General features: G+C 46.9%; 12 protein-coding genes and 2 tRNA genes. 9 read left to right on the plus strand and 5 right to left on the minus strand.

The features are described from left to right. Window positions 1-406 precede the first annotated feature (406 nt). Complete coding sequence (locus tag RID09_RS14825; protein ID WP_446336699.1) at window positions 407-2,722, plus strand: CHAT domain-containing protein; 2,316 nt, start codon at window positions 407-409, stop codon at window positions 2,720-2,722. A 251-nt stretch (window positions 2,723-2,973) separates the two neighbouring features. Here the strand turns inward: RID09_RS14825 and pyrE are convergent, their stop codons facing one another. Further along, window positions 2,974-3,588 (minus strand): orotate phosphoribosyltransferase, encoded by a 615-nt coding sequence (gene pyrE / locus RID09_RS14830; RefSeq protein WP_446336700.1) that lies wholly within the window; start codon window positions 3,586-3,588, stop codon window positions 2,974-2,976. Between the two features lie 156 nt (window positions 3,589-3,744). Here pyrE and RID09_RS14835 point away from each other — a divergent pair, with 156 nt between their 5' ends. Continuing rightward, on the plus strand, window positions 3,745-4,125 hold the full coding sequence (locus RID09_RS14835; RefSeq protein ID WP_446336701.1) for a hypothetical protein: 381 nt from the start codon (window positions 3,745-3,747) through the stop codon (window positions 4,123-4,125). 46 nt (window positions 4,126-4,171) lie between these two features. On the opposite strand, the gene RID09_RS14840 is transcribed toward RID09_RS14835, so the two are convergent. Further along, a tRNA-Ile gene (locus RID09_RS14840) sits at window positions 4,172-4,244 on the minus strand. A 357-nt stretch (window positions 4,245-4,601) separates the two neighbouring features. Here RID09_RS14840 and RID09_RS14845 point away from each other — a divergent pair. Then, window positions 4,602-5,369, plus strand: coding sequence for a hypothetical protein (locus RID09_RS14845; RefSeq protein ID WP_446336702.1), 768 nt, complete (start codon window positions 4,602-4,604; stop codon window positions 5,367-5,369). A gap of 184 nt (window positions 5,370-5,553) precedes the next feature. Continuing rightward, on the plus strand, window positions 5,554-7,050 hold the full coding sequence (locus RID09_RS14850) for a hemolysin family protein (protein ID WP_446336703.1): 1,497 nt from the start codon (window positions 5,554-5,556) through the stop codon (window positions 7,048-7,050). Window positions 7,051-7,174: 124 nt separating this feature from the next. Here the strand turns inward: RID09_RS14850 and RID09_RS14855 are convergent, their stop codons facing one another. Next, a complete protein-coding gene (locus RID09_RS14855) occupies window positions 7,175-8,827 on the minus strand; it encodes a DUF6930 domain-containing protein (RefSeq protein ID WP_446336704.1) in 1,653 nt (550 codons plus the stop codon). 252 nt (window positions 8,828-9,079) lie between these two features. Between RID09_RS14855 and RID09_RS14860 the strand changes: the two genes are divergently transcribed. The 5 genes from RID09_RS14860 (at window position 9,080) to RID09_RS14880 (ending at window position 11,396) form a co-directional block, all read left to right on the plus strand. Continuing rightward, window positions 9,080-9,433, plus strand: coding sequence for a HesB/IscA family protein (locus RID09_RS14860; RefSeq protein ID WP_446336705.1), 354 nt, complete (start codon window positions 9,080-9,082; stop codon window positions 9,431-9,433). A gap of 160 nt (window positions 9,434-9,593) precedes the next feature. Continuing rightward, on the plus strand, window positions 9,594-10,016 hold the full coding sequence (locus RID09_RS14865; protein ID WP_446336706.1) for a tetratricopeptide repeat protein: 423 nt from the start codon (window positions 9,594-9,596) through the stop codon (window positions 10,014-10,016). A 157-nt stretch (window positions 10,017-10,173) separates the two neighbouring features. Then, window positions 10,174-11,043 (plus strand): M48 family metallopeptidase, encoded by an 870-nt coding sequence (locus RID09_RS14870; RefSeq protein WP_446336707.1) that lies wholly within the window; start codon window positions 10,174-10,176, stop codon window positions 11,041-11,043. Next, a tRNA-Leu gene (locus tag RID09_RS14875) sits at window positions 11,022-11,104 on the plus strand. The genes RID09_RS14870 and RID09_RS14875 overlap by 22 nt, the downstream gene beginning before the upstream one ends. A gap of 22 nt (window positions 11,105-11,126) precedes the next feature. Further along, window positions 11,127-11,396 (plus strand): hypothetical protein, encoded by a 270-nt coding sequence (locus tag RID09_RS14880; RefSeq protein ID WP_446336708.1) that lies wholly within the window; start codon window positions 11,127-11,129, stop codon window positions 11,394-11,396. Here RID09_RS14880 and RID09_RS14885 read toward each other — a convergent pair. Together RID09_RS14885 and RID09_RS14890 are read right to left on the minus strand one after the other, a co-directional pair. After that, window positions 11,362-12,891, minus strand: coding sequence for a YifB family Mg chelatase-like AAA ATPase (locus RID09_RS14885; protein ID WP_446336709.1), 1,530 nt, complete (start codon window positions 12,889-12,891; stop codon window positions 11,362-11,364). The two genes, RID09_RS14880 and RID09_RS14885, sit on opposite strands and share 35 nt — an antisense overlap. Before the next feature lie 108 nt (window positions 12,892-12,999). After that, window positions 13,000-15,033: a tetratricopeptide repeat protein gene (locus RID09_RS14890; protein ID WP_446336710.1), complete on the minus strand. Its 2,034-nt coding sequence runs from the start codon at window positions 15,031-15,033 to the stop codon at window positions 13,000-13,002. Between the last annotated feature and the right edge of the window lie 139 nt (window positions 15,034-15,172).

Consider the following 15,172-nt stretch of genomic DNA (forward strand, 5'->3'; position numbering starts at 1 on the left):
CTAAGGCTTTTTCAAGGTTTTTTTTAGATTTAACTATAACGCCTTGCAAACTAAGAAGTTGAGTAAGCTGTTTCTTCATTTTTCGACTGTGTTTATTCAGGTATTAACTAACATTTTAGCATAATAAGTCCTGAAGAACCACAATCTGGCTAATGCCTACAGTGATAGAATTCGCGGGAATAGGGTACAGAATCTAGAAGTTGCGCTCATACATTATAATAACGCTTTACTTGTCCGTACCCAGTCAGACTTTCCCCAAGATTGGGCGATAACTCAAAACAATCTGGGGAATGCCTACTTATATAGAATACGTGGGGATAGGGCTGAGAATCTAGAAGTTGCGATCGCACATTATCATCAGGCTTTACTTGTCTATACCCAGTCAGACTTTCCCCAAGATTGGGCAATGATTCAAAACAATCTAGCGGCTGCCTACAGTGATAGAATTCGCGGGGATAGGGCTGAGAATTTAGAAGTTGCGATCACACATTATCATCAGGCTTTACTTGTCTATACCCAGTCAGACTTTCCCCAAGATTGGGCAATGATTCAAAACAATCTCGCTTGTGTCTATTATCATAGAATACGTGGGGATAGGGCTGAGAATCTAGAAGTTGCGATCGCACATTGTAATAACGCCTTACTTGTCCGTACCCAGTCAGATTTCCCCCAACAATGGGCAACCACTCAAAACAATCTGGCGGCTGCCTACAGTAATAGAATACGTGGGGATAGGGCTGAGAATCTAGAAGCCGCGATCGCCCATGATCATAACGCTTTACTTATCTGTACTCCAGAAAACTACCCGCTTGATTGCTTGCAAACTAGCCGAAGTTTAGCCAACCTCGCCTGGGATAATCACGATTTTACATTAGCGATTCAAGGCTATGAACTAGCCATAAAATCGGTCGAACAAAGCCGCAACTGGGTGATTGATGAAGAACGCCGCCAGGAGATTCTCAGGGAGTCAATTTATGTCTACGAAAGAATCATCCAAGCTTATTTGAATATTGGTGAAATTGGCAAAGCTTTAGAATATACTGAACGCTTCCGTTGTCAACGCTTAGTTGAATTGATGGCGAGTGATGTGCTTAACGCAGGGGGAGAAATTGATCCGGACGTTCAAGCGTTGTTAATTGACTATGAGGAATTGCAACAGCGGATTAATAGCCTACGGTTTAGTTCTCAAACAGAAGCGACGCCAGCATTAACCGGGAGTCGTCGATTGCCGGATGGGGAAGTATTAGCCGCCAATCAAGCAGAAATTCAGAAATTAGAGGCACAAAAACAACAGGTTTGGAAACAACTGCGCCGTTATGATCCAGTCTTAGCGGGACAAATTCAGGTGGAACATCTTAATTTAGACCAAATGCAGGAGTTAATCGAAAATGATACTACTGCCCTGCTGAGTTTTTATACCACGAATGACGATACCTATATTTTTATCCTGCTTAAGGATCAGATCCCGCAAGTCTATACCTGCCAAGGACAGGGATTTGAAATATTCCAGAAGTGGATAGCTGAAAACTGGTTTATTCCTTATATTGGGGCAAATGTAGAATGGCGAGAAAATATGGGAAGCTTTCTCCAAGAACTCGCCCAGCGTTTGCAGTTAAAGGATTTGATTTATCAGTATCTCACCGGGATTGAGGAATTAATTATTGTGCCATATTTGTGGTTACATCAAATGCCTTTTGCCGCTTTGCCGATTGATGGGATGGAGACGTTCCACCAGGATGAGACGTTCCACCGGAACGTCTCTACAAGCGTAGGGAATGAGGGAAAAACACGGGTAGATGGAGAGACACGGGGGTTAGTCATTGGCAAAAAATCTCAACCCAAAGTAACCGTAACTCCCACCACCTATTTAGGCGATTTATTCCGAATTCGGATTGTACCAAGCTGCCAAATTCTCTACTATTGCCAGCAACGCCCGCCAATCCCAAATCAGCCAACAATGGGTATTGTTGAAGATGCCACAGAAGACTTACTGTTCACCCGCTACGAATGCGAAACCCTTGCCCAATCCTACGGCGTTTCTGCTGACAAACGCCTGCAAGGGCGCAAAGCGACAGTAACCGAATATCAAACCTTAGCCTCACAGGTGCAAATTCTCCACTCTAGCCATCATGCCACATCGAATCTGATGCAACCTCTAGACTCTTATTTAGTATTAGGGGATGGTTCTCTAACCCTGAGTCAACTGATCAGCCCCGGTTGGCGAATGCCCAATTTATCTGATGTATTTGCCTGCTGCTGCGAAGTTAATTTTAGTCTCAACAAACTTACTGATGATTTACTCAGTTTAGCCACAGGATTTATCTGTGCTGGAGCCAGGAATGTAGTGAGTACCCAGTGGTCAGTAGAGGACTTAGCCAGCGCCCTGTTAGCGATTTTTTACTACAATTTTCGTCAGGCGGGGATGAGCCGTTCTCAGGCGTTACAGCAGGGTCAGATTAAACTGCGGAATTTAACCGGAGAGGAGTTTGCCAGGAATTATCAAGGGGAGATTGGCAAGTCGTTGCAACAGCAGCATGATCAGGCGATGACTCGGCGGAATCATGCCAAAGTTAAGGGTGATGTGACTGAGTGCCAGAAGTGGCGGGATTTAGCGGATAAGATTCAGGTACAGCAGCAGCGTTTGCAGTTGTTGGCGCAGGAGAAACAGCCTTTTTCCCATCCCTATTATTGGGCAGGTTTTGTCTCTCAGGGATTGGCTTGATGATTGTCATTTGTCATTTGTTCTGACTTTTCACGGGAAGTCTAGAAACTATTGTAGAGACGCGCTTTTGAAGCGTCTGGGCGGGTTTAGTCACATCTGGATGCAACCGAAAAGATAGTAGTGAAACCCGCCCCTACACACATTGCCCCAAATACAGTGAAAAGTCTGGTCATTTGTTCTACTCGCTCCCCCAGCTCCCAGACGTGCCATGGCACGTCTCTACACCGCTTCCCCAGCTTCCCCAGCTCCCCCTACTGATGTAGGCGCTGCTGATAGCGTTGTTGGATATCCTGAATCGTAAACACCGCCTGAAACTCTAACCCAACTGACTGGTAAAACTCAGCACCGCCTTGCTGTCGGTCAACCAAAGCCAGCACCTGATCCACTTGATACCCCGCCTCTCGCAGGCGCTCAACGGCTTTCATTGCCGATTTTCCCGTGGTTACCACATCTTCTAAAACCACAACCTTGGCTCCTGCTGGTAAAGAAGGACCCTCAATATATGCCTTTGTCCCATGTCCTTTTGGTTCTTTACGGATAATTAAAGCGGGAATAGGTCGATTTTCTAGAGCTGACACCACACTCACGGCGCTGACAATCGGATCAGCGCCCAAGGTTAAACCTGCAACAGCTTGAGTATCTTGGGGAAGGAGAGACAGTAGCAATTGTGCGATCGCTAGTCCTCCGTGAGGATGCAGCGTAACCTGTTTGCCATTAATGTAATAGGAACTGCGCTGTCCCGAGGAGAGAACAAAGTCTCCCTCTTGATAAGCCAGTTGACAAAATAAATCGAGCAGCAACTGACGCTGTTGTGTTAATTGGGTTGAGGTATCCAGAGAAAGCAATGGTTTACTGTTGTCAGCCATGATAGTCAAATGGTGAAAATCCAATCACCACTATACTGAATTCAAATATGAGAATATTATTGAGGAAAAGTGAGGCTAAGAATTATGCATAAGGGGTTGAGGATATCGCTCAGGGGTTTGCTTATTACTGCTTCCACGATAGTGGCTAGCACAGCTATGGCACAAGAAAACTTTGAGCCAGTCCGCCTAGAAAGGATTCCAGACACCTTCGAGCGAGCGTTTTTCAGTGAATCAAGAACGTTTTACGAAAACCGCAGTCTCCGGCGTCAGCTTGACTATATTATTGGTCCGGGTGGAATCGGGGGTGCGGCGTTTCCAGATTTGGAACTGGAGCGAGATGCCGAATTGATTAATATTCTCTACGAGGATGCATTAAACCAACAGTTTGCCAGTGATCCAGTGATTCGCACACCGGATTTACCAAATCCCTTCGACACCTCGGTTCGGTTATTGCCTGTTTCTGATCGCTTTAGACCCCAGGTGGGTCCCCGAATTGAAGGGAGTGAGTTTTTCTTTGAAGCTCCATTGCCACGTTAGCGGCTTGACATCAGCCACTTGAGCGGACGAGGATGTCAAAACAAAATCCAGGGTGCAGGAGTTGAACCTGCCTTGGGCGAATTATGAGTTCGCTGCCTCAACCGCTCGGCCAACCCTGGTTAATTGATCCTTACTCTATATTATAGTAATCGGAGTTGGATATCTTGCCGCAACCGTTGAGCTATTCCTGATGCTCGCCGCCTATTGCACAAGGATGCTTTTAGTTTTGACATCAACCCAGCGACAAAAACTAAAATGGAGAGGACTGCTCTGTGAAGTAATCCAGTCCTGGGATTTATGATAATACTGTATAAAAGCCGTGAGCTGTCATCGGGCTTTATGCTATTCTTGACTAATCTTGCCCACCCGACGATGGCTTTGGGGGTATTACCTTCAGCGTTAGTGTAAGCTGTCACTTGTCTCGATGCGCTATAACCATAAGTCGTGTCAATTTTCTTCTATAACTTGAATCACTAATGAAATTCAACTCGACTGTAGCACTCACTCTGATTCTGCTGGCAATGATGTTAGGTGCTGGCTTTGTGAGTGCGATGTGGGGATTTTCCCTGGGTCATGAAGCTCTCAAAGGTGTGACTCAGCCCGATGTTCGCCCGACGAAGAAGCTGGCAAATAACCAGGAGGTTGAGCCTGGAGGTAAAGAGGTTACGCTTTTGAATGAACGGGATATCCTGGTCAACGTTCACGCCTATATCCAAGACCAAGACAAGGATAAAGACTCCAATACCGATAATAACGACTCTGAGTCAAAGAGCCAGAGTGATACACAGAAGCCAGACGAGTCAGCCGCAGAGAATCAGCAATCTGAAGTTGAAGAAGCATCGTCTGAATCGGATGTATTCAACACACAGACATCGTTTACCAGTAGTGGCTCGAATCAAAATTTACCCCTCAAAAGCCAGGATCGGGGGGTCACTTTGGAGGTTCGTTCCGCCAATCTTCAGGGAGGCTCATTGTTGCTAGATGTCAGCTTAAAGAATGAGGGCGCTAATCCGGTTCGATTCCTTTATAGTTTTTTAAATGTTACCGATGACAAAGGTCGAGCGTTGAGTGCGATTACTGAAGGGTTACCGGGAGAATTGCCGTCAAATGGCGAGGAATTTTCGGGTACGGTGAGTATTCCTACAGCGTTGTTGGATGACGCCACAGCGCTGTCATTAACCCTCACGGATTATCCTGATCAAAAGCTCAAGCTGAAAATGTCCGAAATCCCTGTCGCGAGGTAAACAGAAACGGAGCAGGTTTGGCGCATAATATTTTTCTTACCTTCGGTTCTATTGCTCCCTTTATGTTAGACGGTATTTGTCAATCAATACAGTCCCCTAGAGAAAGGCTATCTGTGGAGTCCCGTTGTAGCTCTTCTCCAGGAAGCAGTAGAACTGCTTTTGCGGGTTACCTGCTACCGTTCTTATGGTTGCACAGTTAATGGTTTTCCTCACTGCGAGTGCTTCTACGCCCCTTACCAGCCGGGACATGCTGTTGCGATTATTATTAGTCCTGCTTTTGATTGCAATCAATGCCTTTTTTGTCACGGCTGAGTTTTCGATGGTTTCGGTGCGGCGATCGCGGATTAACCAATTGGTTGATGCGGGGGATGTGCAAGCCAAGACAGTTCAATCGCTACAACAGAGTATTGAGCGTCTCCTTTCAACGACTCAGCTAGGCATTACTCTATCCAGTTTAGCCTTGGGTTGGATTGGAGAAAATACCGTCGCCGTTTTCGTCGCAGCGGTGCTGACTCAATTACCCCTACCCCCAGAGATGGTTCAAGGAATGGCTCATTCTCTGGCGATTCCGGTGGGATTTTTCCTGATTGCTTATCTGCAAATTGTTCTCGGCGAACTCTGTCCTAAATCTGTGGCGTTGCTGTATTCTGAACAGTTGGCTCGGCTTTTGGGTCCTCCGAGTCTGGTAATTGCCCGATTTTTCAATCCGTTTATTTGGATTTTGAACCAATCAACACGCTGTTTATTGCGGCTGGTAGGTGTGCAATATACGGGGGGATGGTGGAATAATCAGGTGACCCCCGAAGAGTTACAGTTAATTATTACCACCGAGCGGGAATCGACGGGTTTAGAAGCCGAAGAACGAGAATTATTGAATAATGTCTTTGAATTTGGCGAAGTTTTGGCAACGGAGGTGATGGTTCCGCGCACCAGCATTGACGCAATTCCCAGTACAGCAACGGTGCAAATGGTGTTAGAAGAAATTGCTAATACTGACCATTCTCGCTATCCGGTAACGGGGGAATCTCTGGATGATATTCGCGGGATTATCCATTTTAAAGAGTTAGCTAAACCCTTATCGGAGAGAAAATTAACCTTAGATACACCCATTGAATCCTGGATTCGTCCGGCTCGATTTGTCCCGGAATTAACTCCCTTGAGCGAACTCCTACCCTTAATGCAGCGATCGCACTTGGCGATGGTAATGGTTGTAGATGAGTTTGGCGGTACGGCTGGCTTGGTGACGCTGAAGGATTTAGTGGCGGAAATTATTGGTGATAACCCAGAACCAGAAAGTCCCGAAGAGGTGCCGATCCGAATTGTGGATGAACAAACCTTTTTAGTTCAAGCCCAAATAGATTTAGAAGAAGTTAACGAACTTTTGGATTTAAATTTACCTGTAACCGATGAATATCAAACCTTGGCAGGTTTTTTATTATATCAGTTCCAAAAAATTCCGCTTCAAGGGGAAATCTTAAACTATGAGAATCTGGAGTTAAAAGTTATCTCAGCCGAAGGACCTCGCCTGAACCGAATTCGCATTTATCGGAATGAATCCACAACTGTTCCCGCGGAAGATCTGTCTGAAACAGATGTGACGTCAGAAATTACTTCAAGCGAGAATACAACGAATGGAACCCAAGGCGATACGCTAGATGCTTCTACCAATGATTTAGAATAAGCCAAAAGCGATTGAGTAAAGGGCGACCCGAGTAAATTGAGTGGATACAGTTGTTAATTGGTGCAAGCGGGTCGCCCCTACAGGTGTTTCATACCAAGACTTCCTGTTTCCTGTTCCCCAGAATCTAGAATTCAAACACAGGCATAAGCTGTAACATACCTAATCCTAACTCCTTGACCGAGAGCGATCGCGCTTCAAAAAATGCCACCATGTCTTTGGGTTGAGGGTTACCACGGGAAGCACCTTTGAGTCCTCTGGCGATAATTAACCCACAGTAGCCCTTCGTTTTTAGACACCGTTGTTCCCAATGCTTACGATTAGCCGTATGAGCCGGATCAGCTTCGGGAAACTCGCCAAATAGGTAAAGATGACTATCTCCTGTTTGCAGAATGCCCAAATCGTAGCGATCGCCGACTAAGGGATCTTCTCCAGGGTTAAAGCCAATCCCCTTAAGTCCACCGGCTGTTTTAATTTGCTCGATTAAAACTTTAGCTTTCGGGCGAGTGGTTTGAATTAACACCACAGGTAACCCTTCTCCTATCGGCGGGGCGTCTTGAGATTGATAGAAATCAACACCCTCCCGTAGGAGTGCTATACTCTCCCAAGGCATCATCCCCAGACTCAGATAGGAATCTTTTGGCACTAAGTCATCCCGTAGAGGAAGTTCGAGTTCCTCCTCATCCTCCTCCTCATCCCAATCCTCGTCATCCGTATCCTCAATCGCCATCTCCCACAACTCAGCTGCGATCTCTGGTCGTGTAGACACTTGAATCGACACCGTTGTTTTTGACTCCGTATCTTCCGTATCTACAGGGATAGGGATGCGGTAGCGCTTGTTCATCGCCGGAAAATCATCCGCCGCTAATTTTCCGGATGAGCCTTGGAAAAATCGATGCAGGGCTTCTAGCGCCATATAGACAACCAGTGCTTCTTCCTCATCCAGAAAGGGTCGCATTCCCTCCAATGGATGCACCGCGCCAAAACTCGGCACAATCTCTTCAACCGATAACTCGGCTAAATCCCCATCCTCATCATCTTCAAATTCCTCATCCGCTGCTTCATAGGTGATAAACAAGCAATCTTGTCCCAAAAATGCCTTTTCCATCGCCTCTACAGATTCCTGATTGACGACCGACTCCCGAAACCGTTGCAGCGAATCTAAGGAACGATAGAGCAGAATTCCGTACTCCACACCCAGCATACCCATGACCGAGACGTAGAACTCACCCACATCCCAGCGATTTAATTCCACACTCAGGATTTGATGATCAGCCAGGACATCCCAAGGCGCATCTTGCCATAAGTCATACGCCTTGCCAATCAACAGATCCGCATACTTAGGAGGTAAATGCGGCTGGCGCTGGAGGGCAATTTCCTCAAACCCGCGAAACAACTCATCAATCAGGGGTAAATCGGGGACATAATCGATGGCAATCTCTAACTCTTGCAGTACCCCACGCAACAAAAACTGAACTTCGCGATCGCGTACCACAATTTTAGACGGACGGGCGGGTCGAGCCGGACTTTGGGGATGTTCCATGGCTCGCAATAGCGTGCGAACAATCGCTTCAGGTCCCATTTCTAGCGAGATGATATCCATCGCCCGGACAATTCCTTCTGAGCCATCCACCCAAAGAATGCACTCATTATTACCCTCAGCATCAAAATCACCCTGATCGGATACAGTCACTAAAGAACGGCGATCCCCTTCCCAGACGCTGGGTATTTGGGGTAACCGTTTGAGCCGACGACGAGTATTGCGATTGAGAGCAGACATAGGGTATTTGACAATAAGTGCAAAAACCATGGCAGGTCAGCCATGATTAATAATAGATACTCCTATTAAACCGCAATACCTTCCAGGCTGCGCTTCATTGTTTGGACAAAGGAGTTCCCAAGAAAATTTTTATCCGGTAAATACACGCGCTTGGGGTCAGTCTCGATAAACTTGATCCATAAGGGTCCATAAGCGTGGCACATCAGTAGTTCATCATCCAACTTTAACCTAACCAGGAGTCACAACGTACTTATGACACAAGCAACAACACCGCAACGAGGTATCCAACTGACCGAACAAGCCCTCAAGCATATTGTGGCGCTGCGAGACCAACAAGGACAAGACCTATACTTGCGGGTTGGTGTCCGTCAGGGGGGCTGTTCCGGGATGTCTTACATGATGGATTTTGAAGATCCCAGTAAGGTACGGGATAACGATGAAGTGTTTGACTACGAGGGCTTCAAAATAATATGTGATCCCAAAAGCATCCTGTACCTGTATGGTCTGGTCTTAGATTACAGCAATGCCATGATTGGGGGCGGATTCCAATTCACCAACCCCAACGCCAATCAAACCTGTGGCTGTGGCAAATCCTTTGGCGTTTAATTAAAAACGGCGGCATAGGGAAGTAGGGGTTTGGTAACCAAACCCCTACTCCATTTAAAATGACAGCAAGTCGGGTCTATGAAAGAAGAATCTCCGTCCTTATAGGGCGGAGAGTGTCAAATGTTAGAACGTAAGTTGGTCTAAACCTGAAATTGAATCTATGACCGAAACTGTTAATTCTCTGTTTGAGAGTGGCTTAGAACGCTACAACGCGGGTGAAGGACCTGATTCCCTGATTCCTGTATTTAAACAACTGTGCGATCGCTTCCCGAAAAACGCCGCCGCTTGGAGTTGTTTGGCTTGGTTGTATTTGCTGGATGACCAAGGGGAACGGGCATATAAAGTAGCACTCAAGGGGACTAAAATTGATGCCAATGCACCCCAAGCCCGAGTAAACCTAGCGGTGGCGATGTTGGAAACGGGTCAAAAGGGAGTGCGTCAACACATCGACATCGTTAAACAGATGATGGCGACGGAGTCTCAAGTTCGTCAGGATGTCTTTGAGAGTATTGAGGATGGATTGAATAGAAAGCCAGACTGGGACAGTTTAAAGCGGGTTAAACAATGGCTATCTGAGGGGTGAATCCTCCCTTCGGCTAGTGTAATCGCCCTTAACGGTCATGTTCCAGACGTTCCATGGCACATCAATTGTCGGCTCAGCTTCTCGATACACTAGAGGAAGTCATTAGGATCAACCAATGACCAATGACTCATGACCAATAACCCATGACCAATAACCCATGACCCAAACGCCGTTAGTTGGTCTAAAAGCAGACCAGTTCCGTCATCCTCTTGATTTCCAAGCCACCCAAGCCTTGAAGCAGTTCCCCGGACTCGACTTGATGGTGCGAAATCTCCTTGGACCGTTGGCGGAACAATTCTTTTACCTAAATAATATTGCTGCCAGTGTTTTGGTGGGAGAAAATCAGCTACCGCACCTGCATCAGTTGCTGCTAGACGCCTGCAAAACCCTGGACTTAGAACCCCCTCAACTATACGTGCAGCAACATCCCGTGCCAAATGCTTATACCTTTGCCATGCGGGGTAAGCAGCCATTTATCGTCCTGCACACCGCTTTAATCGATATGCTGACCCCAGAAGAAATTCAGGCGGTGATAGCTCACGAACTGGGACATCTCAAGTGCGAGCATGGGGTTTATCTGACACCGCTCAACATTATGATTTTAGCGGCGTCTTTACTGCCGAATTGGGGGGCTGTGATTGCCCAAAGCCTTCAGGAACAGATGCTGGAGTGGTTAAGGTGTGCTGAGTTTTCCTGCGATCGCGCGGCGCTGCTGGCAACTCAGAATCCCAGAGTGGTGATGTCGGTGCTGATGAAACTCGCTGGCGGTTCACCCACCCTAGCTCCCCAACTGAACCTCGATGCCTTTATCGCCCAAGCCAGAGCCTATGATGATATCAGCAATTCGGAATTGGGAGAACTGCTCAAATCCGCTCAAACTGCTCAGTTGAGTCACCCCGTCCCCGTGTTACGGGCGCGGGAAATTGATAAATGGGCAAGTTCTCAAGCTTATCAGTCCTTGCTACAACCGACATCTATCAGGTATAATGAAAAGGTTGCATCCAAGGGCGGATGGCGAAATTGGTAGACGCACCACACTCAAAATGTGGCGACCTCTGGTCGTGAGAGTTCGAGTCTCTCTCCGCCCATTCAGATTCAGAGGTGGTACAGATGACACAACGACTCAAGAGTTGGGAGTCTCCTCGCCGTCAAGGGCGAAATGATAAAGGCAAAGGCGGTTCCGCCAGAGCCAGACAACTGAAGAAGCAGCGGCAAATGTTGCTCAAAAAGTTGAAAGAAAGCGGAAAAGCCGAACAACAGAATAAGCAAGGGGGAAGAGAAAAAGACACTCTTCCCTCTTTTTTTAGGTTCGTATGTTTGTACGATTCAATCGGTGTAATCAGTGTTACTGCATACGATCAATGGTGCGATATTGGATAGCTTCGGCAATGTGTGGCGTTTGCAGATTCTCAGCCCCCGATAAATCGGCAATTGTGCGGGCGACTTTGAGGATGCGATCGCTTGCCCGGGCAGATAGTCCGAGTTTGCGAATTGCCCCTTCTAATAAATTGCGACTACTATCCTCTAAATGACACCATTGTCTCAGATGACTACTTTGCATCTGGGAATTACAGCGCAGTGAGGGTTCTGAGTGGAAGCGATCACGGGCGCGATCGCGGGCTACCTTTACTCTCTCCCGTACCGCTTCTGACGCCTCGCTTTGGGGTTGTCGGGTAATTTCTTCGGGTTTAAGACGATTCACGGCGACTTGTAAATCTATTCGATCCATTAATGGACCCGAAAGTTTTGCCCAATAGTTCTCCCGTTGTCGCGCTGAACAGGTGCAGGGTTGCAGGGTATCGCCAAAGTAACCACAGGGACAGGGATTGGTACTAGCCACTAAGGTAAATTGTGCCGGAAACAGGACGGACTGTCGAGTTCGAGAAATGGTCACATAACCATCTTCTAAGGGTTGGCGCAAAAATTCCAGCACATTGCGCTTAAATTCGGTTAATTCATCTAGAAATAATACACCTCGGTGCGCTAAGGAAATTTCTCCGGGACGAGGAAAACTTCCTCCTCCAACTAATGATGGACCCGATGCAGAATGGTGGGGACTGCGGAAGGGGCGATATCGAATTAATCTACCTTTATCTTTGAGTAATCCAGCTACGGAATAAATTTGAGTGACTTCTAGGGCTTCTTCAAAACTTAAGGGCGGTAAAATTCCTGGTAATCGTCGCGCCAGCATGGTTTTGCCGCTTCCCGGTGGACCGACGAAAATTAAATTATGACCTCCTGCTGCGGCAATTTCTAACGCCCGACGCGCATGAGATTGACCTTTGACTTCGTTTAAATTTCCGCCCGTAAACTGAGAGGGGGATGATTTGGGTACTTCATCCATCGTTACCGGGGAATAGCGTTCGGGTTGGTTCAAAAAATCCGCCACATCAGCTAGATGTTGGCATCCGTAAACCGCGAGTCCACGCACCACGGCGGCTTCTTGGGCATTATCGGCAGGTACAACTAACCCAGAAATCCCCAAACTTTGGGCGGCGGCGGCGATGGGTAAGACTCCAGCAACGGGGCGTAAATTGCCATCCAGGGAGACTTCGCCCAAAAATAGATAATCCCCTAATAATTCAGGATTGACTTGCTGCGAGGCGGCGAGAATGCCGATGCTGATAGGTAAATCAAAGCTGGGTCCTTCTTTGCGTAAGTCGGCGGGGGTGAGATTAATCACGATTTTCCGCATCGGGAAAACAAACCCCGCATTTTTTAACGCCGCCCTCACCCGTTCTCGCGATTCTTGGACGGCGGTATCGGGTAATCCCACGACAACAATTCCCGGTAGTCCGCCCGACACATCGACTTCAACACCGACTTTCACCGCATCGATGCCGACTAGCGAAGCACTCCAAACCCTGGCAAGCATGTCTGTTTATCCTGAGTCTCCTTGGCAATTATAGGGCGTGCGATCGCAGCCGTCTATTTTAATCTGCCTTGTCTTCCTTGTCCCCCTTATCTTCTAATCAACCGTTCTTCAATTCCATAGCTTGGAAGTTAAGTAATTCGCTTGTTCATACCGTCCTTGAGACTTATAGAGGGCTGCCAAATTGTTCAAACTGAGCGCGACATCGGGATGATCTTCTCCCCATAAACGTTTACCGAGTTCTAAAACTTGGAGATAAAGGGGTTCGGCTTGCTCGTAGCGTCCTTGATAATGATAGAGTAATGCCAAATTATTCATACTGGTTACTACATCGGGATGGATGTCTCCCAGTAAACGTTTTCTCAAATTTAAGGCTTGTAGATAGAGGGGTTCGGCTTTGTCGTAGTGTCCCTGATAATGATAGAGTAGTGCTAAATTGTTCATGCTACTTGCCACATCTGGATGATTTTCTCCTAATAATCGTTTCCGAATATTTAGAGCTTCCAAATAAAACGATTCGGTTTTGTTATTGGGTCCTTTAGAGAAGTAAAGTCCTGCCAAATTATTCAAGCTTTGTGCTACATCTGGATGGTTTTCTCCTAATAATCGTTTTCTGATGTCTAATGCTTGGAGATAGAGGGGTTCCGCTTTCTCGTACCGTCCTTGAGAGAAGTAGAGAGCGGCTAAATTGTTGAGGTTAGTAGCGACATCGGGATGATTCTCTCCCAATAAACGTTTTTGCAAGTCCAAGGCTTGGAGATAAAGGGGTTCAGCCTCTTCGTCGCGTCCTTGGGACTTATAAAGGGCGGCGAGATTGTTCAGGGTTGTGGCGACATCCGGATGATCCTCGCCCAGGAAGCGTTTTTCGATGTCTAATGCTTGAAGATAAAGGGGTTCGGCATCTTCGTAGCGTCTTTGATAATGATAGAGTAACCCTAGATTGCTGAGACTGATTGTCACATCTAGAGGGTCATCGCTTAAGTTACGTTTCCTCAAGTCCAAAGCTTGCAGATACAGGGGTTCGGCGTCTTCGTAGCGTCCTTGACAGAAATAAAGGGTGGCTAAATCATTGAGGCTATGAGCGATATCGGGATGGTTATCGCCCAAGTTACGTTTCCTCAAGTCCAAAGCTTGCAGATACAGGGGTTCGGCTTGGGCGTACTGTCCTTGAGCCTGGTACAGTTTTGCTAAGTTGTTGAGACTAGTGGCGACATCAGGATGATCATTGCCCAATAAGCGTTGTCTGAGTTCTAAGGCTTCTAAATAAAGGGGTTCAGCTTCCCGGTAGCGTCCTTGAATTCTGTAAAGTTCGGCTAAACTATTCAGCGTTTGGGCTAAAATTGTTTCTCTTCCAAGTTCTTTTTGTCGCTCAATTGCTTGACTCAAATACTCAACCGCTAATCCTTGTTCTTGGGGATAATCCAGAGATTCACCCTGTTCTAAGCGTCGTTGATAAAGTTGTCCAACTTGAGCATATAAGGTTGCCAAATCCGGGTCATTGACGCCGCGTTTGGCTTTGGTGTATTCGATCAATGGGTTGAGATCTGCGACTGGAAAAACGGATAGGTTTTGATCCCAAGCGTCGCTTTCTTCTATAAGATGGCGGAATGGCTCAATATCTTGAATGGGAATAGCGGCTGTTTTTTTGGAGTGAAAGCGAAAGACACCTTGACACCAATTTTGGAAATCTTGGGCATTTTGACTAAGCTGACTTTCGAGTTGGTGAGTTAGCCACAGGACAATCGGAAAAGCAAAGGCTGATAATGCGTCTGGGGTTTCTGGTAGGGAGGCGAAAAAAATTTCCTGTTCTGAACGTGGGGCGTCGAATTTGAGCCAGAGAAGTTTTTGGACACCCGTCACGGTGACAACGGCGTTCCCCCCCTGACGTAAATCCTCATCGGTTTGGACAACTTCAGTAATGGCGCGGCTTAGAGTCGGGTCATCCTTAACCAACGTGACGCGATGCGATCGCACAGAGGCGGCGAGTTCCGTTTCATAGCGTTCAATCAGTTGGTTGCGGTAATGAATATCATCACAAACTGCCACAATCACACTCAACTTACCTTGACTTGCTCGAATCAACCTCAGCAAATCGCCATAACTTGTTTCATTATGAACCGTCGGGTCAGACAACTCCGTCATCATGAAATTAACCTCCAATCTTGTAATCGCTCTTGAACGATCCGGTGAACCTCACATCAGTTTTTACGATTGCCATACTCTAAAATGGCAAGATCATGCAGCTTATGCCCAAATTCCAGTGCCTTGGGTTCATTCGGTTCAA

Source organism: Coleofasciculus sp. G1-WW12-02 (assembly GCF_040219735.1).
Lineage (GTDB): Bacteria > Cyanobacteriota > Cyanobacteriia > Cyanobacteriales > Coleofasciculaceae > Coleofasciculus.

Bases quoted from the DNA above. Each gene is read 5' to 3' on its own strand.
- RID09_RS14885 (WP_446336709.1), bottom strand. From the start codon at position 12,891: ATGCTTGCCAGGGTTTGGAGTGCTTCGCTAGTCGGCATCGATGCGGTG.
- RID09_RS14870 (WP_446336707.1), top strand. From the start codon at position 10,174: ATGACCCAAACGCCGTTAGTTGGTCTAAAAGCAGACCAGTTCCGTCAT.
- RID09_RS14880 (WP_446336708.1), top strand. From the start codon at position 11,127: ATGACACAACGACTCAAGAGTTGGGAGTCTCCTCGCCGTCAAGGGCGA.
- RID09_RS14865 (WP_446336706.1), top strand. From the start codon at position 9,594: ATGACCGAAACTGTTAATTCTCTGTTTGAGAGTGGCTTAGAACGCTAC.
- RID09_RS14835 (WP_446336701.1), top strand. From the start codon at position 3,745: ATGGCACAAGAAAACTTTGAGCCAGTCCGCCTAGAAAGGATTCCAGAC.
- RID09_RS14855 (WP_446336704.1), bottom strand. From the start codon at position 8,827: ATGTCTGCTCTCAATCGCAATACTCGTCGTCGGCTCAAACGGTTACCC.
- RID09_RS14860 (WP_446336705.1), top strand. From the start codon at position 9,080: ATGACACAAGCAACAACACCGCAACGAGGTATCCAACTGACCGAACAA.
- RID09_RS14850 (WP_446336703.1), top strand. From the start codon at position 5,554: ATGGTTGCACAGTTAATGGTTTTCCTCACTGCGAGTGCTTCTACGCCC.
- pyrE (WP_446336700.1), bottom strand. From the start codon at position 3,588: ATGGCTGACAACAGTAAACCATTGCTTTCTCTGGATACCTCAACCCAA.
- RID09_RS14845 (WP_446336702.1), top strand. From the start codon at position 4,602: ATGAAATTCAACTCGACTGTAGCACTCACTCTGATTCTGCTGGCAATG.
- RID09_RS14890 (WP_446336710.1), bottom strand. From the start codon at position 15,033: ATGATGACGGAGTTGTCTGACCCGACGGTTCATAATGAAACAAGTTAT.
- RID09_RS14825 (WP_446336699.1), top strand. From the start codon at position 407: ATGATTCAAAACAATCTAGCGGCTGCCTACAGTGATAGAATTCGCGGG.